The organism is Paraburkholderia silviterrae, assembly GCF_004353915.1.
Classification (GTDB): domain Bacteria; phylum Pseudomonadota; class Gammaproteobacteria; order Burkholderiales; family Burkholderiaceae; genus Paraburkholderia; species Paraburkholderia silviterrae.
This window is the reverse complement of the sequence record NZ_SMRP01000022.1, coordinates 97,233-116,398: the sequence shown is the minus strand read 5'-3', so window position 1 is coordinate 116,398 and position 19,166 is coordinate 97,233. Positions and strand designations below refer to the sequence as shown.

Genomic DNA, 19,166 nt, shown 5'->3' with positions numbered 1-19,166 from the left:
ACACTCCGCCTCAGTGACAAGGGGCTCATCCTTCCCGCCACGCGCTACGCGCGGGCGGAAAGGTCCGCAAGGAAAACCGGGCGTGCTGCGTCACGAATGCGCGGGTTTACTGATGAGCGAATATCTTGGAGTCCTAGGAAAACGCGTGTGTACCATTGGTTTTAGTTATGCCCCACGGCGCGCGGAGCGCCGCCGGATGGATGAATCCTTAGTCACTCCGTGTGACGGCGAGTGGTGACGGACGCCCCGGAGCCACTCCGATTAAAGGTTAGTGGTCCACTGCGTCACACTGGCGGTTTGAGCGGCTTTCTTTTGCCTACTTTTCTTTGCCGCTGCAAAGAAAAGTAGGTGCCGCCCCGCACAGGGGCAACACTAATATACCGACACGAAAACAAGGAAACGCGAAAAACCGACACCCCGATCAACTTCCAAACCTACTTTCATATACAGGTTCAAAAATGATCTCGATAGACAACGTTTCGAAATGGTACGGCCCATTCCAGGTGCTCACCGGCTGCACGACGCAAATTCAAAAGGGCGAAGTCGTGGTCGTCTGCGGGCCTTCGGGCTCGGGCAAGTCCACGCTCATCAAGACCGTCAACGGCCTGGAGCCGTTCCAGCAAGGCGAGATCCGCGTGAACGGCCTGAGCCTGGGCGACAAGAAAACCAACCTTCCGAAGCTGCGCGCGAAAGTTGGCATGGTCTTTCAGCACTTCGAACTGTTCCCGCATCTGTCGATCTCCGAAAACCTGTCGCTCGCGCAAGTCAAGGTGCTCGGCCGCACGAGAGACGAGGCCACCGACAAGGGTTTGAAGCTGCTCGACCGTGTGGGCCTTCGCGCGCACGCGGACAAATTCCCGGGCCAGCTATCGGGCGGCCAGCAGCAACGCGTCGCGATCGCGCGCGCTCTCTCGATGGACCCTGTCGCGATGCTGTTCGACGAGCCCACTTCTGCACTCGACCCCGAGATGATCAACGAGGTGCTCGACGTGATGGTCGAGCTCGCCCAGGACGGCATGACGATGATGTGCGTGACGCACGAAATGGGCTTTGCCAAGAAGGTGGCCCACCGGGTGATCTTCATGGACCAGGGCGTGATCGTGGAGGACGACTCGAAAGACGCCTTCTTCGCCACGCCGCGCTCCGAGCGTGCGCGCGATTTTCTCGCGAAAATCCTGCACTGAGCGCCGTGCCCGCCGCATCATCTAAAGTCCATAGTCCGCCATGAGACGCCTTCCCCCGCTCAACGCCCTGCAGATCTTCGAGACGGTCGCCCGCTACGGCAGCTTCACGCGCGCGGCGGACCATCTGTGCATCACGCAGGGCGCGGTCAGCCGCCAGATCCTCGCGCTGGAGGACTACTACCGCCTGCCCCTGTTCAAGCGCTCGCCCAAGGGGCTCGTGCTCACGGCCGAAGGCGAGCAGTTGCTGCCCGCCGTGCGCGAGGGCTTTGCCCGCATCGAGGAGACATCGGTGCGCCTCACGCGCCAGCGCACGGAGCTCGCGCTGAAGGTGCCGACCTGCGTCATGCGCTGGATGCTCCCGCGCATCATGCGTTTCCAGACCGAGCATCCCGAGTTGCAGGTGCAGATCACGACCACGTGGCATCACGAAGTCGATTTCCAGGCCGAGCCCTTCGATGCAGCCATTATCTACGGCTCTTCCGCCGGCACCGACGTTCATGCCATAGCGCTCTTCGACGAGCACCTGACGCCGGTCTGCGCGCCGGCGCTGCTCGATCAGCGCCCGCTCGGCAAACCCGAGGACCTCGCAGGCCACACCTTGCTGCACCCGACGCCGGATCACGCCGACTGGAGGCTGTGGCTCAACCACGCCGGTGCGGCGCAGGTGGATGCGAACCTCGGGCCGACGTTCCAGTCGCTCGATCTCGCGACGAGCGCCGCGTTGCAGGGTTACGGCATCGCGATTGGCGACCGGACGCTCGCCAGCGAGGATATTGCGGCGAAGCGGCTCGTGACGCCCTTCGATCTGACTGTGGAAACGGGCTCGCGTTATTACTTCGTGTACCCGGAATGCGTGGCACAGCAGCAGAAGGTCAAGCTGTTCAGCGACTGGATGGCCCGGCAGGCGCCGCGATGAGCATCCCCTGACACGATCCTTGAGCCGCCCGCAAGAGTGATTTTCCGAATTCGCGCTGGCGCGCAGCCTTGCCTTGGCCGAAGATAGGCCATCGCCATTCAGGAGCGTGCCATGAAACTCGTGCAATTCGGATACGCAATCGGCGTTGCCGCTGCGTTATGGAGTACTTGCAGTATTGCTGCCGAACCGGGTTCGGCCTACCAGACCCCGGTCCAGCTATCGAGCGGGAAGAATCTGCTTTGCGGCGTCAACGAAGCGCCGCCCGCCGGCGCGAAGGCCGTGCTGACACAGCGTGAGCAGGTGCAAGCCGATGTGCTGGCGACGCAACATCTGCGCCTCCTCAGCGGCCCGACTTCGCCGTACCCGTCGGACTACACCGCGCCGACCGTGGCGTGCGTGACTGCTGGCTGAAGCCTCGCCAGCCGAAGCACACGCCTCCAATGATGTGAAGAAAAAGCGATCCCTCTTCCCCAGACCGATCACACGATCAAGCGCCGTTCATCCGGCCGATGGCAGGCCAACGCTCCGGTCCCGGCATGGTTCATGCGTTTGCGCCATGACGCCTGCGGGACCGGAGCCTGCAGCATGAGAAACCAATCCGCTCAGAAGCGCGTGCGCACGCCCGTGGTCACTTCGACCTGGTTGGTCGCGCCGTACGTCGTGCCGACCGTGTAGCCGCCATGCAGCTTCATGAAGTCGCCGGCCAGATACACTTCGGTGCGCTTCGAGAGGTGATAGAAGATCGAGCCGTAGAGCGTTTCCTTGAAGCCGTTGTGCAGGCCGCTGGTCGGATCGAAAGCGCCAATGTTGGCGTTCGGAATGTCGCCATCGGCGTTGTAAGCGGCATTATGCGTGCGCATCTGCTGATAGCCGATTTCGTAGTCGAGCGCGCCCTTCGGAACGAGCTTGAGCGATACCGTCCACGCGTTGTCCTGACGCTGGCCCAGCGCCCCCTGGTTGCCCCAGTAGCGGAAATAGCCCGCATTGGCGCGCACGATGCCCAGCGTATAGTTGCCGCCCACCGAGAACGCCTGGTTCGTGTTGCCGTCGCGGTTCACGTGATTATAGAAGGTCGAAGCCGTCCAGGTCGGGGCGTTGTAGCCGAGCGCGAACTGGTAGTTCGAGTTGTTGCCGAAGCTCGTGGAGTTGCCGAACGCGTAGCCCGCGGCCGCGAAGATGCCGTTGTCGAACACCTTCTTCCACGCGAGACCGTTGTCGTAACGGGTGCCCGTCGCGCTCGCGGCGTAGAAAATCATCTGCTTGAAGTTGTTGGCGTTGGTCCAGCCGCCCTCTTCGGTCGTCAGCTTCGCGTTGCCATAGGGGTCGCCGTAGATCGCCGAAGCATCGCGCGCGATGGTGTTCTGGAAGCCGGCCGTGAGCTTGCCGAAGCGCTCGTCTTCCACGCCCACCCATGCGTCGCGGTCGAAGATCTGGCCCGGGTCTTCCATCTGGCCGTCGCTCGCGCGGTACTCGCTTTCGAGGCGGAAGATCACCTTGGTGCCGCCGCCAATGTCTTCCGCGCCCTTCACGCCCCAGCGGCTGCCACTGAACCACGGCTCGCCGCCAATGCCCATCCCGATCACGTGGTCGCCTTTGGCGTCCGCATGCGATTGATACGTGGGAACGCTCAGGTCGATGAGCCCGTAGAGCTGGACGCTCGACTGCGCATGCGCGCCACTCGCTGCCAGTGCGCCAGCTGCCACGGTGAATGCGAGATGCCTTTTCTTCAAGATTGTCTCCTCAGATAACTGCATTGAAGTTCTGATTGGTCCGTTGCCAACTCTTCGCCAGGTTTGCTCCAGCCACCCCCGGCTTGCATGACAATCAACGGATGAGACGAATCGTAGTGGTCACAATCCTTCGCGCTCCTTTCGCGAACGGTTCGCATCACTAAGTGGAATCACCAATGTTTAAACGGCGCTTTGCTCGCACCGGGCCACGTCCTTCGCACGCAGGATGTAGCCGAGCCCGCGCAGGGTCATGATCTGGGCGCTCGAGTCCACGAGATGCTTGCGCAACCGGTGGATATAGATGTCGATGGCGTCGGCGCTCGGCTCGTCGTCGAGGCTGTAGACGCGCTCCATGAGGGTGTGCTTCGAGACGGTCTTGCCCTGCTGCAGCATCAGCGCCTCGAGAATCGCATGCTCGCGCCGGCGCAGCGCGAGCGGATCCTCGTTGTGGCGGAACTCGCGCGTGTCGGAGAGGTAATGCAGATCGCCGCAAGTCAGCCAGCCCGACTTGTCGCCAACCTGCCGGCGTATCAGCGCCTTGATGCGCGCGACCAGCTCGCGGCTGTCGAAGGGCTTCACCACATAATCGTCGGCGCCGGCGCTGAAGCACGCCACCTTGTCCTCGATCGAGCCATGCGCCGTGAGCATGAGCACCGGCACGTTGTCGCGCCGCCGTCTCAGGCGGTTGAGCACGTCCTTGCCGCTCATGCGCGGCAGGCGCATGTCGAGCAGCACGACGTCGTAGCTCTGCGTCATCAGCACCGAATCCGCGGACTCGCCATCGCTCACGCAGTCCACCGTGAAATTCTCGGCGCGCAACAGGTTGACGATCCAGTGCGCCAGCTCGGCGTTGTCTTCCACGAGCATCAGCTTCATTGTCTTTCCTCGTTCATGTCACCGATTCATCCCACTGATTCATCCCGCTGATTCCCCCCATCGATTCATGCCAGCGATGCATGCAGCTCCTTCAAGCCGGCGCTTCGTGCCATCGCCACTTCGCGCCAGACCGGCAAGCGCACGGTCACCACGAGCCCGACACGCCCGTCACCGGGCGCCATGCTCACCGAGCCGCCATGCGAGCGCGCCACCTGGTGCACGATGGCCAGCCCGAGGCCCGTTCCTTCGGTGTCCGTTGCAACGCGGTAGAAGCGCTCGAACACGTGCTTGCGCGCCTCGGCAGGAATGCCCGGGCCGTTGTCCACCACCTGCAGCACGACCTCGTCGCCCACGCGGCGGCACAGCGCCGTCACGTTGCCGCCCGGTTGGGTGTAGCGGATCGCGTTGTCGACCAGATTGGAGGCGAGCGAAGCCAGCAGGCCCGCATTGCCCGCCACTTCCACCCCGTTGGCCAGCTCCGCGCCTAGATCGATCTCGCGTTGCTGCGCCGCCTGGATCAGCTCTTCGAGCACCGAAGACACCACCGCCCCGAGATCCACGCGGATGCCCTTGCGCGCGGGCGCCATCGATTCGGCTTGCGCCAGCAGCAAGAGCTGGTTGGTGAGCTCCGCCATCTTGTGGCTGGTGCGGCGCACCCCGCGCAGCGCGTCGAACAGCGCCGGGTCGCGGGCATCGCACTGGCTCGCGAACTGGATCTGCGTGGCGAGCAGCGTGAGCGGCGTGCGCAATTGATGTGCCGCGTCGGCGATGAACTGACGCTGGGTCGAAGCATGCACCTTCAGGCGCGCAATGCACTGATTGATCGCGTCGACGATCGGCCTTAGTTCGGAGGGCAAATGATCTGGGCGGATTGGTTCGAGCTGCGTCGGCTCGCGGTCCGCCACGTCGTCCTTGAGCTTCATGAGCGGGCGCAGCTCGAGCGTGAGCCCGAGCGGCACGAGCAGCACGGCGAGTGCGAGCATCAGCCACTGGCGCATCAGCTGCGGCCGCCAGAGCCCGTCGATCATCGCCTGGCGCGAAGCCACGGTCTTGCCGACGATCACCGTGACGCGCTCGGCATGGCCCGAGTCGTAAAGCATGCGCTCGTAGGCCACGGCGCGAATGGGCGCGCCATCGTAGGTGGTGTCGTAGAACGCCGGCAGCGGCGCGCCAGCGGGCGGCGGCACGAGATCCGGTGCGCCGCCCAGCAGCCGGCCGTCGCCCGCCAGCACCTTGTAGAACACCTGATCCTGGTACGGCGACTCGAAAATCTCCAGCGCGGCCGGCGGAATATTCGCAGTGAGCGCGCCGTTGTCCCAATCGACGTCTTCGATGATCGTGCGCGCCGAGGCCAGCAACGCGTTGTCCTGCAACAGATCGGCCGTCTGGCGCGCGGCGTCGTAAGACATCCGGCCCGAGACGACCGCGAACGCCGCCAGCGGCAGCAACAGCCACAACAGCAGGCGCGCGCGCAGGCTATGTACCATTTTCAAGCACTCCAGTACAAAGCCGTCCCGCAAAGCGGGACGGCGTTCGAACGCTTCGGACCTGATCTGCTGAAAAGGTCAGCGGTTCGGCATATCGACACTCAGAATGCCGCAGGCCGCCATTTGAGCAGGCGCTTTTCCAGCGCGCTCAGCAGGTAATCGGTTGATAGCGCAACCACTGCCAGCACGATCATCGCCGCGAATACGCCGCTCGCATTGAAGGCGCCCTGCGCCGTCGAGATCAACAGACCGATGCCCTGCTTCGAGCCGAGGAATTCACCCACCACGGCACCCACCAGCGCAAAGCCGAAGCTCACGTGCAGGCTCGCGAGAATCCACGAGAGCGCGGAGGGAATCACCACCGAGGTCGTCACCTGGCGGCGCGACGCACCGAGAATCTGCGCATTGGCGATCATGTAGCGGTCGGCTTCGCGCACGCCCTGGAAGGCATTGCCGAACACCACGAAGAACACCATCACCACGGCGAGCGCGACCTTCGAGGCCATGCCCAGACCCAGCGCGATCACGAACACCGAGCCCAGCACCACGCGCGGGATCGAGTTGGCAATCTTGATGTAGAGGCTGAACACGTCGGAGAGCAGCTTGTTGCGGCCCAGCAGCACGCCGCACACCACGCCGCCCGCGGCGCCGATCAGAAAGCCCAGCACCGTCTCCTCGAGCGTGACCCACACCTGCAACAGCAGCGGCCCCTGGGACGTGCCGTTCACGAACCAGTCGACGATCTGCTGAAAGATCAGCGAGGGCATCGAGAAGAAGAACGGGTCGATCCACTTGTTGCGTCCCGCGAGTTCCCAGCCGCCCAGCACGACGACGAGCACGAGCACGCGCAGGCCAATCACGAGTGCGTGGCGCTGCCGGATGCGGCGCTGCGCCATCCGCTCGACCTGGGCGAGCGAGTTGCGGTCGAGAGCGGCCGCGTTCGAAGCGGTTGCAGATGCGGGAGCGGTCATGGGCGGTTTCCGGAGTTCGAGCGTGTCAGGCAATTTGCACCTCCTCGCGCAGGTCGTGCCAGATGTCACGGGAGATTTCGATAAAGCGCGGTTCGTAGCGGATTTCCGAGGTGATGCGCGGGCGCGGCAGGTCGATTTCGTAGACCTTCTTGAGCGTCGCGGGCCGCGCCGTGAGCACGAACACGCGGTCGGCGAGCGCGATGGCTTCTTCCAGGTCGTGCGTGACGAACACGACCGAGCCCGTGCCGCCCCACAACTGCAGCAGCTCGTCCTGCATCAGCGTGCGGGTCTGCATGTCGAGCGCCGAGAACGGCTCGTCCATCAGCAGGATCTCGGGCTTGTTGATGAAGGTCTGCGCGAGCGCCACGCGCTTGCGCATGCCGCCGGAGAGCTGATGCGGGTAATGCTTGCCGAATTTGTCGAGGCCGACGCGGCGCAGCCATTCGTTCGCCTCGCCATAGGCCACGTCTTTCGAGCGGCCGCGAAACAGCGGGCCGGCCGCCACGTTGTCGAGCACCGAGCGCCATGGAAACACCGCATCGGCCTGAAACACGAAGCCGATGCGCGGGTCGATGCCGTTCACGGGCGCGCCCATCACGCGCACTTCACCGGTGGTGGGCTTGAGCAGCCCCGTGATCATGCTGAGCGTGGTGGACTTGCCGCAGCCGGTGGGGCCGACGATGGCGACGAATTCCCCCTGCGCGACGGCCATGCTGAAATCGCGCAGCGCCACGGTCGCCTTGCCGTCGGGCGCGATAAAGCGGCACGAGACAGAACGAAATTCGATGGCCGGCGTAGCGGTTTGCGCGGCGGTTCGCGCAGTGGCTTGAACTGGAGCTTGCTTCATCAAGGACATCTCACGATTGTTCCGGCGCCGCCAGGGAAAAAGCCGGCGCCGAAGCCTCAAAACACAAGGAAGCGGCGGCGAAGGCGGCCCGCAAGGACCACCCCGCCGCTACGGCGTCATTTCGCGCTAACGAACTCGTTCGTATAGGTCCTCGCCAGATCCACGTGCTTGCCCTTGACCGACGGATTGAACGCCGAGAGCACCTTCAGCACGGTGGCGGGGCCATCGGCCGGCATCTTGCCGTCCGCCGTGTACATGGGCAGCGACGCCTTGAGCGCCGTCACGTAGAGCGCCTTGTCCTTCTGATAGTCGTCCGGCATCTTCGCTGCGATTTCCTCGGCGCTATGCGTGTGGATGAACTGCATCGTGCGCGCGAACGCATGCGCGAGCTTGACCGCCTCGGCCTTGTGCGAAGCCGCCCACGCGTCCTGCACATAAAGGCTCGCCGCCGGATAGGTGCCGCCGAGCGCAGCGCGCGTGCCGTCCACGGTGCGCATGTCCACCAGCACCTTGGCGTCGCCAGTCTGCAGCAGGCGCGACACGGTGGGCTCGGTGGTCATGCCCGCGTCGATGCGGTTCTGCTTGACCGCTGCGATGAAGCTCGCGTCGGCGCCGACCGGCAGCATCGTGTACTCGGTCGACGCAATGCCGTGCTGGCCCGCGAGATATTGCGTGAGAAAGCTCGTGGAAGAGCCAAGACCGGTCACGCCGAGCGTCTTGCCCTTGACGTCGGCCATGGACTTGAGCGTGTCGGCCGACTTCGAGGACACCACTTCCACTTCGCCCGGCACCTGGCCAAACACGGCGATCGCCTTGACGTCCTTGCCCTTCGTCTGCAGGTCGATGGTGTGGTCGTAGAAGCCCACCACGCCTTGCACGGCGCCCGCCAGCAGCTCGTTTTCGGCGTCCACGCCGGCAGGCTGCGAGAGCAGCTCGACGTTCAGCCCTTCGTCCTTGAAGTAGCCGAGCTGCTCCGTGAGCTTCGCGGGCAGATAGATGAGCTTCGTGATTCCGCCCACCATGATGGTGATCTTGCCGGGCTCGTCGGCGGCGCGGGCGCTTTGAAGCGCGGCACCGAACAGCAGGCCGCAAGCGATCGCCATGGCGGGCACACGACGGCGCAATGCGCGAGAAGTGGGTTGCATCGACTGTCTCCATTATTTTGGGCCGGCGGCACGATACCGCTTGCCTCGATGAATGGCGGCATTCTATCCAGCGGAACCCTTCTCGATGCTTTCGCGCCAGGTGCTGAAATATGGGGGATTTCCATGAATCGCCAGGGCGGCGGGTCGTTGTTTTTCAACACGAATCACTTTTATTCAATGATTTGCCATGCGCGCACTGTGCAGCGGATATTGAAGCGGGCACGTCAATTGAAATTAATTTGTAATGATCTGGAAGCAATTTGGAAAATGCGAAACATCCGTTTTTGAGCGTTGCCGTCAGGTGTTTTGCCGCCTCCAATAGCAATGGGCCCCGCATTGCTGCGGGGCCCATCATTTCGTGCTTCCAGTTTCAGGCAACCGCTCGCGCAGCCGCCCGGCGCTCAAACCTTCTCCGTCTCGCGCGCGCTCACCATCGCCTCGTATTCGTCGTCGCTCAGCACGGGACCCAGTTGGCCCTCCCACTTCGTCACGACCGCCGCGGCCACGCTGTTGCCGAGCACGTTGGTGGCCGTGCGCCCCATGTCGAGGAAGGTATCCACCCCGAGGATCAGCAGCAGTCCCGCCTCGGGAATATTGAACTGCCCCAGTGTGGCCGCGATCACCACGAGCGAGGCCTTCGGCACCGCCGCCATGCCCTTGCTCGTGAGCATCAGGATGGCGAGCATCGTGGCCTGCTGCACGAACGAGAGCTCGATGCCATACGCCTGCGCGATGAACAGCGTGGCGAAGGTGCAATAGATCATCGACCCGTCGAGGTTGAACGAATAGCCGAGCGGCAACACGAAGCTCGAAATGCGGCGCGGCACGCCGCCTCGCTCGAGCTGCTCGAGCAGCTTCGGATAAGCGGATTCGCTGCTCGCGGTGCTGAATGCCAGCAGCATGGGCGTGCGCACGCCGCGCACGAGATCGAACACGCGGCCGCGCAGCACCACGGCGCCCGCTGCGATGATCACGCACCACAGCAGCGCCAGCGCGCCAAAGAAGACGCCCATGAAGGTCCCGTAGCTGACCAGGATCCCGAGCCCCTGAATGGCGACCACGTGGGCGAGCGCGGAAAACACCGCCACCGGCGCGAACGCCATGACATAACCGGTCACCTTGAACATCACGAACGAAACCTGCTCGAGCAAGGTGACAATGCCCTTGCCGTGTTCGCCGACTGCGATGATGCCAAGGCTGAAGAACGCCGCGAACACGACAATCTGCAGAATCTCGTTCTCGGCCATGGCCTGCACGATGCTCTTGGGCACGAGGTGCGTGACGAACTCCTTCACGTTGATCGCGCCCGCGCGAATGCCGGTGCTCGCGTGCGAGTCGGGCAGCGGCAGGTTCAAGCCCGCGCCGGGCTGAAGCCAGTTCGCCACCAGCGCGCCGAGCAGCAGCGAGACGAAGCTCGCGCCAAGAAACCATGCGAGCGTACGCATGCCGACACGGCCCACCGATTTGGCGTCGCCCATCTTGCCCACGCCCACGACGAGCGTCGTGAACACGAGCGGCGCGACGATCATCTTGATGAGCCGCAGGAAGAGCTCAGTGACGAGCCCAAAGTAGTCCGCGACCGCTTTGAGCTCCTGGGGGTCGGCAATGCTGCCATGGCAAGCGTAGCCCACCGCAATGCCCAGCACCATGCCGATCACGATCCATGTGGTCAGCTTCAAACGTTTCATTGCGTCACCCCTCGCAGTCCAGGCAATACAGCCTTTCAAAAATCTTACAACCGAATTGGTGCGGTACTTTACGACGTCGCATCGAATGTTGCAATCGTTGTAAAAGCCCTGTATTTACGGGATAAAACCGCGCTTTGATCCACCACATACCGATACGCGCCATGACGTTGCGTGCTGCAAACAGGCGCTGAGCAAGTGCGGGAGTAGCGTTGCTGGAGTGGTTGAGGTAACCGTCTGCTCACGTTTTCATGAGCAGTTTTATTGACTGCGCTCAATCGCATGCATATCTAGAAATAGATATGGGGTGCGAAAAGATCGATCGCTGTACGGAGCGCCTGACGGCTGGCGTAGGCATTGTTCGAAAAGCGCGCGAATAGAGATGCGCATGTGATTATCGCTTCAGCTCAAGTCCGGCGGAGATGACGCGCCGGCCATACAGACATGGCCGGCGCGCCCGGTGATCTACTGTGCAGGTGCACCGGTACGGATTGCCCGCACGATCATCGTGCTCACCACGCCCACCTCACGCCCACGTCGCCGCCAATCACGCGCTGGTGCTCGCCGCCGAAATTTGTCAGATAGCTCACGGTCGCAAACGCGCTGCCGCGCTTCGTCAGTTGCGCGACGAGCCCCAGGCCGACTTGTCCCATCGTCTGGCCTACCGGCGTGCCCAGGGTGGTCACGCCGCCGAACGTGGTCTTGTCGTCGGCGCCGAACGAGCGCAGCACGTTCATGCGCAGGTACGGCTTCCAGTTCACGCCGCTCGCGTCGAAGGCCCATTGCAGGCGCGCGCCGATGCGGCCCAGGAACGTATTGCCATTGTTCCAGGTGACATCGGAAATGCCGTCGTTGAATTTTTCGAGGGCGAGCCATTGCCACACGAGCTGCGCTTGCGGCTCCAGCGTCAATCCGTACCCCAAAGCAATCGGCAAGCCCGCTTCGATCGAGCCCGTGAACGCGTTGCCGTCGGTCGAGCCGCCCACGTTCTCGATCGAGTGCGTACGCACCGTGAGCGCGCTGCCCATCGCGACGGCGTCGGTGTACCAGCCGCCCGCGCCGATGTGGGTCCAGTACGCGCCCAGGTTGTACGCGTTGACCTGCAGCGAACCGGCGCCGTAGTCGTACTGACCCAGCGCGAGCCCGTTCACGTCGCCCACCGCGCGCGAGAAGCCGAGGAAGAAGCCGTAGTGATTGCGCGCGCCGCCCGGCTGATTGTCCGCGTAGAGGTCCTGACCGACCTGCATGCCCCACACCGAGCCGTCGAACGAAGGCTTCACGTCGCCGCTCTGCGCGATGTTGCTGTACGCGCCCCACGCGCGCGCCCATGACGCCGGGACCGTGCCGCTTTCGGTCAGGAGGCCCTGTTCGCCCTGGCGGTCGTGGAAGGTGTCGATCTGCAGGAGACCCAGTTGCCGCGCGACGCTCGGCGCTTCTGCATAGAGCGCCACTTCGGGGCGGTAGACCGGCACCGCTGGGGCGGTTGCGCCGGCATTCACGCTTGCATTCGCGCTCGCGCTAGCGCCGGAATTCGCGCTGGCCTCGGCACCCGCCAGGGCCTCGACGATCGGCTCCGGGGTGCCCGGGGCCGCCACGATCGGCGTCTGCGTCGTGGTGGACGTGGGCGAGGACGGCGTGCCAGGGTTGCCAGGCGAGGTCGGGGTCGTCGGCGGCGTGCCCGGATTGGCCGGCGAAGTGGGCGAAGTGGGCGAAGTGGGCGAAGTGGGCGAAGTGGGCGAAGTGGGCGATGTCGGCGATGTCGGCGATGTCGGTGAGATGGGCGACGTCGGCGACGTCGCGGGCGGCGTAACCTCGGAAACCGCCGGAATCGTATTGCGCAGGTACCAGCTCTCGCCCGTCCCCGCGCTCACCCCGCCTTTCGCGAGGAAGTACTCGTAGGCACCCGCCTTGATCGTCCCGCCCGCGAGCGTGAATGCACCCGTGCTCGTCGTGGCGCCGTTCGCGGCCTGCACGACCTGGATGCCGTCGGTGAGCGTGGGCGCGCCCGGGCCGCCCACGTTCGTCACTTTCAGCGCGCTCGTGCCGCTCGCGGCGCCGCCGCTCACCACCAGCTTGTCCGACGCCGCGCCGTCGCCGGCCAGATAAGTGTTCAGCGCGATCGCCGCGCTCTGGCCGACGTAATTGCCGGCCACGGTGAGCGTGTTGCCCACGCCACTGCCGCCGAGCTGCACAAGGCCCGCGTTCACGAGATTGCCGTTGAGCTGGAAGTTGCCTGTCGCGCCGCCCGCGAGACTCGCGAGCGCATTCGCAACGGCAATCGTGCCGTTGTTCGTGACATTTCCCGTCACGCTGCCATAGCCGCCGAGCGTCGCGCCGGCGGCGACCGCGACCGGCCCGCCGCCGGACAGCACAGGCGGATCGCCCGCCGCATCGCCCACGATCAGCGTGCCTTCGTTCACGTTCGTGCCGCCCGTGTAGCTGCTGTCGCCGTTCAGGGTGAGCGTGCCAGTGCCCAGTTTAGTGAGCGAGCCCGTCCCGGTGATGTTCTGCGCAATCGTGGAGCTGAAACCCTGTGTGTCGATGGTGCCGTTATTCGCGCTGATCGACATGGCGCGGCTCGCCGCGAGATCGAAGCTGCGGCCGAGCTGCAGCGTGCCGCCGTTGAGCGCGAGCGGTCCTGACGATGCGCCCAGCGCGCTGTCGGCAGCGACGGACAACGTGCCCTGCGTGATGGTCGTGCCGCCGGAATACGTGTTGCCGCCAGACGCCGACGGTGCGAGCGCAAGCGTTCCAGCGCCCGTCTTCTCCACCGCGCCCGTGCCGCCTATCAGCCCCGAGTAGGCGCCGTCGCTGTCCTGCTGGAAGCGCACGAGCCCGTTGTCGGTCACCACGAGCGGCAGGTTCGACGCATTCGCCTGCAAGGTCGCACCGCTATTGACGGTCGCGACAACCGTGGCCGTGGTCGTGCCGAGCGTGCCGGTGAGATTGAGCGTGCCGGTCTTGACGAGCGCGCTCGAAAACGTGCCGGTGCCAGCCCATGTCCAGGCGTCGCCCTCCATCGTCAGGCTCTGGTAGTTCACGAACGCGTTGGACGCCGTGCCGCTGCCCTGCAGCCGCACGATGTTGTTGCCGCCGCCGCCATCCGCCGTGCCCACGATCTGCGAGCCTGTCTGCAGGATCAGCGTGTCGTTGCCATTGCCGTTCTTGATGGCCGTGCCGCCGCCTCCCTGTATCAGGCCCGCGTTCGTAATCGTCGTGTTGCCGTTGGTCGAGCGCACGCCAATGCCGTTGTTGCTGATGATCTTGCCGCCCGCCGCGTTCGTGATCGTTGCCGTGAACGAGCTGCCGAGCGTGTTCGACACGACGGCATCCACGCTGCCGCCGCTCGATGCCGTGCCCGTGGTCTGGATCGTGCCGCTGTTGATGAGCGTATCGTTATTGCCCTGCATATAGACCGCGGGACTGTCGCGGCCTCCCGCCGTCAGCGTGCCGCTGTTTTCGATCACGCCATTGCCGCCCAGAATCGAGGCCGCCCGCGCATTGCTGCCCGATGTCGTTACCGTGCCCGTGTTGACGAGCACATTGCCCGACGCGCCAAGATTGCTTTGCCCCCACGCCGCGGTCATGCCGTACGAGTTCGCCCCCGTCGTGGCGATCTTGCCGTTGTTGACGAGCGTGTTGTTGTTGCCGTTCGCGGCGAGGCCGTCGTTGTACGCGCCCGTGGTCGAAACGACGCCGCTCGTGCCGTTGGTGATCGTGTTGCCGTGGCTCACGCCGAGCAGCATCGCACCGCGATTCGCGACGCCCGTGCCGTTGCCCGACAAGGAGAGGCGGCCGTTATTGGTGATCGTGCTCGAGGTATCGACGGAAAACGGCGTAGGCGTGCTCGCAAGCGTGTAGCTGCCCGTTGCGGTGCTCTCGAGATTGATCGTGACGTTCTTGCTGTCGGCTACCGCTACGACCGATGGAACGCCAGTGCCACTACAGGTGACGGTGGTATTGCTGGCGGGCGCGCTGGACGAACAGGCGGCATAAACGCCCGATGGCACGGTGCCGGCGAGAATGACCACGCCTCCAAGACTCAAATTCCACGCATTTATTTTCATTCTTCTGATCCACGTAATTGAACGTTACGGCGGCAATCTGGGCGTGAATCGGTTTATAGCACCGACCCATCAATTATCGCAAGACCGAATGAAATGATAATGCCGATATGAGTCGACACATTAAAGCCGATGTTTATGGAGACGTGATTGGGCAATTCAAAGGAAATTTTGACCGGATTATCGGCCGATAATCGGACAAAACTGCCGGCTGGCATCTGAAATGAATACCAGGGCGGACGCGCCGATAATTCATCCCGTCCGCACCCGGCCTTATGATCCCGTTATTGGGAATTGGAAAAAAGTTTGCAAACCACCATTACACGCGGCGCGCTCAGCCGGCGCCGATTTCGTTCGTCAGCGCTTGCCCTGTTTCGAACTCCGTAATGCTTCGCAAGGTCGTTTCACAAATCGTCGATACGGCCTCACGCGTCAAAAACGCCTGATGCCCTGTCACGATCACGTTCGGGAAAGTCATCAGCCGTTGCAGCACGTCGTCGTTGACGATCGTGCCGGATAAATCGCGGAAGAAAACGTCCGCCTCCTGCTCATAAACGTCGATCGCCAGTCCGCCCAGTTGCCCGCTCTTGAGCGCCTCGATCGCGGCTTCCGTATCGACCAGCCCGCCGCGGCTCGTGTTGATCAGCAGCGCGCCGCGTTTCGCGCGTGCCAGCATGTCGACGCCAATGATGTGGTGGGTCTGCGGTGTGAGTGGACAATGCAGCGAGACGATGTCCGCGTTCGCGCCAACCTCCTCCACCCGCGCGTAGCGCCCCCCCAGCGCCTCGAATTCCGGTGACGGGTACGCGTCGTAGCCAATCACATTGCAGCCGAATCCCACCATGATGCGCGCGAACACGCGGCCGATCTTGCCCGTGCCAATCACGGCGACGGTCTTGCCGCACAGATCGAAACCCATCAAGCCGTCGAGCGCGAAATTGAAATCCCGGGTGCGGTTATAGGCCCGGTGCACTTTTCGATTGATTGCCATCAGCAAGGCAACCGCATGCTCGGCGACTGAATTGGGCGAATAGTCAACCACGCGCACGACCTTGATGCCACGCTCCGCGGCGGCCTTCAGATCGACGTTGTTGTAGCCGGTGCAGCGCAACGCAATCAGTTGCGTGCCGCCGTGCGCCAGCACGTCGAGCACCGCCTCGTTGGCCTCGTCGTTGACGAAGATGCAGACGCCGCGATGCCCCGCGGCAAGCCCTGCGGTATCTGCATTGAGCGGGTCGTCGAGATACCTGATCCGGTGGCCATGATCCGCATTCGCCGCATCGAGAAACTGGCGATCGTAGGGCTTCGCGCTGAATACGGCTATGTCCATCAACACTCTCCGGGACGAAGGTTTGCACAGGGCCCTCACTGGACCCGCTGCCGGCTATCCGCCGCTCAATACAACGGCGAGCTGCACGAACAGAATTTTCACGATGGTCATTGAGGGGAAAATCATCGCATAACCGATGTCGGGGCGATCGGTCGGTGCGAGGCGATTGGCAAAAGCGAGTATCGCCGGATTCCCGGTCGCTCCGCTGATGACACCCACCGCAAGATCAAACGGCATGCGAAAAATCCAGAGGCAGCACGCCGCTGTGATGATCAGCAATGCGAGCGCAATCACCACCCCATAGAGCAGAAAGGAGGCGCCCGTCACGCCAACGGTCGCGAAGAATTTCGGTCCCGAGGCAATGCCCACCTGGGCGAGAAAAATCGTCAGGCCGAAATTGCGCAACACCAGATTCGCGGTGAGCGGCATGGTCCAGACGAACGGCCCGAAGCGGCGCACCCGGCCGAGGCAAAGCGCGACCAGCAGCAGCGCAGCCAGCCCGAACGTCATTTTGCCGACACCGGGAATCGCGAACGGAATCGCACCGGCCAGCAACCCGAGCGCCGCGCCAACGCCAATCGAAATGAAGCTCAGTTCAGCGGTGCCCTTGATCGAGTCGCCGAAGAACGCACGCATCGTCTTATGGTGGGCACTGTTGACCAGCAAGCCGACCCGGTCGCCAAATTCCAGGATCAGATCCTGGCCGGGCATCATGTCGGCATCGCCGCGGCGCACATGCGCGATCGAGCAGTCGACCCCGTCGGGAAAACGCAGGTCGCGCAGCGCGTGCCCGACCACGAGCCGGCTCGACGCGAACACGCGCAGATAGTCGAGGTCCTCTCGATGGCTCGTCATGCGCCCCGGCTGCAGCTCTCCGAACATCGACGTCGTTTCGCGCAGCAATGCCGGACTGGTCGCGGTCGCGAGCAGCACGTCGTCGGGCTCCAGGACGAGATCGTGAGCGGGCTGCTGGTTGTGGTGGGCGCGGCGCACGGCGGCGATGGCGACCTCATCGGGCAGGCGCTTGATGAGGTCGGACAGTTTCAGGCCGATGAGCGCCGGGTTGCGCAGCGCGATCTCAGCGGTCTCGATCACCTTTTGCGGCGGCCGCTCGATTGTCGGCTTGATCAGGGCGCTGAGCGCGTACAGAAAGAGGATGGGCCCGGCAACACCGAACGGATAAGAGACGCTATAGCCGACCGTCGCCCCGTCGCCTTTCAACATGGCCATCGCCGCCTGCAGGCTTGCGGTGCTGGTGCCGGAGCCGGCGAACATGCCCAGCGACTGATCGAGCCCCACCCCGAACAGATGAACCAGTGCGACCGAAACGAGGCCCGCGCCGATCACACCCAATGCAGCCGCGATATTCGCCTTGAGTCCATCGGCACTGGTCAAGCCCTTGAAGAACTGCTCGCCGTATTGAATGCCGATTCCATAGAGAAACAACAGCAACCCGAGCGTGCCGAGCAGTGCGGGCGGCGCCGACTTCGGCGCCCATCCGCCGATCGCGAGACCGACGAACAGCACGGCGCCCGAGCCGAGCGACACCCCCTTGATATTGATTTCGCCGACCACGTAGCCCAGCGCCACCGTTACAAAGAGCGTGAGCAACGGCTGGGTTTCAAGCAACGTCTTGAGCATGTCCATGCCAGCAGTCCCTGTTGACCAGCCTGATTCGGTTCACCGGCTTGCGCGCGCCTGGTTGTGGTCAGGCGGGCCGCGTCGCCGTCGTTCATACCATCTGAAAATATCAAATTCATTGATTCCGTGCGCTATTCGTGTGCTATTCGTGCGCCATTCAACCGAATCTCCAGTCACGGCTCTGTGGCCATGTAGCCTGGCACGGTGCTGGCTCACAATACAAAGGATTGCTAACATCATGACTTAATGAAGCAACGCAGCGAAGCTGCGAGCCATGCTGGGGTCATAGCGACTATCGGCCACTTTCTCGCATTGCATCCGTGCAATACGATTCATTCGATTACGTCAGAAAGTGAAGCATCGTTGCCTGTTTGGCAAAGGAGAAATCGGCAAATGAACGAATCGATGGTTGAAGCTTTTCTCTGTATGCGCGATGAAGATGAAGATCGCCAATACATTATTGACGCTGCCTATTGTCTCGACGCCAACGCAGCCTTGCCCGCCGGATCAACCATAAAAGAGCAGCAGCCCCGCAGCCTCATCGAACGCGGGCAGCCTCACTGGTACACGACTACGAGCGCGGCCACGCGGCACTGAATACGAATGGCCGCTGAAGCGCCCTGACCTCCATGGCTCCCGTGCAATGCGTCGAGCCCCCATGTTGTGCCACGGTCACGCGAAGTGCGGCCCAAGCGGCCTGTTACGCCGCGTTGTCTCGCCACCGGCGGGCCACTCCGATTTCACGCTCCGGACACGAGCGGCCCTGGTCCGCTCGATCATCCGCGCATTCCGGCGCGCTCGATGTGGGCACTGCGCGAACGCGCGCCCACGCGCGTTAAAATATCGGCGTTACCGTCAACCGCCCATCACGATGTCCAGCTACAAAGAATTGATCGCCCAGCGCGAGCAGCTCGAGGCCCAGCTTCAGGAAGCGTTCAAGGAAGAACGCCTGAACGTGCTCGACGAGATCGCCCGGAAGATGAAGCTCCACCGCATCACGCTCGATGAAATCCGCGGCCCCGCGCCGACGGCAAAGGCCAGCAAGGTGCCACCGAAGTATCGCGACCCGGTGACGGGCAGCGAATGGTCGGGGCGTGGCAAGCCGCCGAACTGGATCAAGGACGAGCCGGACCGCAGCAAGTTTTTGATCGGCGACTGACCTGCGTTGACCTGCAGCCGGCGCGCGCGCCGCGTGCGATGACCGGCGCGCCCGCGTGCGGAACCCCGCGCGCGGCACTTCGGCGCTCGCTCAGAGCCGTACTCCGGGCGTGTTCAGCGCCGTACTCCGGG

The 19,166-nt window shown here is 63.5% G+C and carries 16 protein-coding genes; 6 read left to right on the top strand and 10 right to left on the bottom strand.

Annotation, left to right across the window (positions count from 1 at the left end; translation table 11 throughout):
• Window positions 1–458: 458 nt before the first annotated feature.
• From EYW47_RS30960 to EYW47_RS30950, 3 genes are all read left to right on the top strand, one after another.
• Window positions 459–1,184, top strand: coding sequence for an amino acid ABC transporter ATP-binding protein (locus EYW47_RS30960; RefSeq protein WP_133198616.1), 726 nt, complete (start codon window positions 459–461; stop codon window positions 1,182–1,184).
• A gap of 40 nt (window positions 1,185–1,224) precedes the next feature.
• Window positions 1,225–2,100, top strand: a complete 876-nt coding sequence (locus tag EYW47_RS30955; RefSeq protein ID WP_133198615.1) for a LysR substrate-binding domain-containing protein — start codon at window positions 1,225–1,227, stop codon at window positions 2,098–2,100.
• A 111-nt stretch (window positions 2,101–2,211) separates the two neighbouring features.
• Window positions 2,212–2,511 (top strand): hypothetical protein, encoded by a 300-nt coding sequence (locus tag EYW47_RS30950; RefSeq protein WP_133198614.1) that lies wholly within the window; start codon window positions 2,212–2,214, stop codon window positions 2,509–2,511.
• A gap of 191 nt (window positions 2,512–2,702) precedes the next feature.
• Here the strand turns inward: EYW47_RS30950 and EYW47_RS30945 are convergent, their stop codons facing one another.
• The 6 genes from EYW47_RS30945 to EYW47_RS30920 form a co-directional block, all read right to left on the bottom strand.
• Window positions 2,703–3,854, bottom strand: a complete 1,152-nt coding sequence (locus tag EYW47_RS30945; RefSeq protein ID WP_205710182.1) for a porin — start codon at window positions 3,852–3,854, stop codon at window positions 2,703–2,705.
• A 156-nt stretch (window positions 3,855–4,010) separates the two neighbouring features.
• A complete protein-coding gene (locus EYW47_RS30940) occupies window positions 4,011–4,706 on the bottom strand; it encodes a response regulator (RefSeq protein ID WP_133198612.1) in 696 nt (231 codons plus the stop codon).
• 65 nt (window positions 4,707–4,771) lie between these two features.
• Complete coding sequence (locus EYW47_RS42800) at window positions 4,772–6,193, bottom strand: sensor histidine kinase (protein WP_133198611.1); 1,422 nt, start codon at window positions 6,191–6,193, stop codon at window positions 4,772–4,774.
• Between the two features lie 101 nt (window positions 6,194–6,294).
• The gene (locus EYW47_RS30930) at window positions 6,295–7,164 is read right to left on the bottom strand and encodes an ABC transporter permease (protein WP_133198610.1); all 870 of its coding nucleotides are present in this window, start codon (window positions 7,162–7,164) and stop codon (window positions 6,295–6,297) included.
• Between the two features lie 25 nt (window positions 7,165–7,189).
• On the bottom strand, window positions 7,190–8,011 hold the full coding sequence (locus EYW47_RS30925; RefSeq protein WP_133198609.1) for an ABC transporter ATP-binding protein: 822 nt from the start codon (window positions 8,009–8,011) through the stop codon (window positions 7,190–7,192).
• A 116-nt stretch (window positions 8,012–8,127) separates the two neighbouring features.
• Window positions 8,128–9,114: an ABC transporter substrate-binding protein gene (locus EYW47_RS30920; RefSeq protein WP_377785376.1), complete on the bottom strand. Its 987-nt coding sequence runs from the start codon at window positions 9,112–9,114 to the stop codon at window positions 8,128–8,130.
• A gap of 36 nt (window positions 9,115–9,150) precedes the next feature.
• On the opposite strand from EYW47_RS30920, the gene EYW47_RS30915 reads away from it, so the two are divergent.
• The gene (locus EYW47_RS30915; RefSeq protein ID WP_133198607.1) at window positions 9,151–9,444 is read left to right on the top strand and encodes a hypothetical protein; all 294 of its coding nucleotides are present in this window, start codon (window positions 9,151–9,153) and stop codon (window positions 9,442–9,444) included.
• A gap of 113 nt (window positions 9,445–9,557) precedes the next feature.
• Here the strand turns inward: EYW47_RS30915 and EYW47_RS30910 are convergent, their stop codons facing one another.
• The 4 genes from EYW47_RS30910 to EYW47_RS30895 all read right to left on the bottom strand — a co-directional run bounded on the left by EYW47_RS30910 (window position 9,558) and on the right by EYW47_RS30895 (window position 17,882).
• Window positions 9,558–10,844, bottom strand: coding sequence for a dicarboxylate/amino acid:cation symporter (locus EYW47_RS30910; protein WP_133198606.1), 1,287 nt, complete (start codon window positions 10,842–10,844; stop codon window positions 9,558–9,560).
• A 509-nt stretch (window positions 10,845–11,353) separates the two neighbouring features.
• Entirely contained in the window at window positions 11,354–14,908 is a 3,555-nt protein-coding gene (locus EYW47_RS30905; protein WP_240763989.1) for an autotransporter outer membrane beta-barrel domain-containing protein, read from the bottom strand.
• Between the two features lie 331 nt (window positions 14,909–15,239).
• Window positions 15,240–16,235 (bottom strand): 2-hydroxyacid dehydrogenase, encoded by a 996-nt coding sequence (locus EYW47_RS30900; RefSeq protein ID WP_133198605.1) that lies wholly within the window; start codon window positions 16,233–16,235, stop codon window positions 15,240–15,242.
• A 54-nt stretch (window positions 16,236–16,289) separates the two neighbouring features.
• Window positions 16,290–17,882: an aspartate:alanine exchanger family transporter gene (locus EYW47_RS30895; RefSeq protein ID WP_133198604.1), complete on the bottom strand. Its 1,593-nt coding sequence runs from the start codon at window positions 17,880–17,882 to the stop codon at window positions 16,290–16,292.
• 387 nt (window positions 17,883–18,269) lie between these two features.
• On the opposite strand from EYW47_RS30895, the gene EYW47_RS30890 reads away from it, so the two are divergent.
• Together EYW47_RS30890 and EYW47_RS30885 are read left to right on the top strand one after the other, a co-directional pair.
• A complete protein-coding gene (locus tag EYW47_RS30890; protein WP_028220288.1) occupies window positions 18,270–18,473 on the top strand; it encodes a hypothetical protein in 204 nt (67 codons plus the stop codon).
• A 274-nt stretch (window positions 18,474–18,747) separates the two neighbouring features.
• Window positions 18,748–19,035, top strand: a complete 288-nt coding sequence (locus tag EYW47_RS30885; RefSeq protein ID WP_133198603.1) for an H-NS histone family protein — start codon at window positions 18,748–18,750, stop codon at window positions 19,033–19,035.
• Window positions 19,036–19,166: the final 131 nt, after the last annotated feature.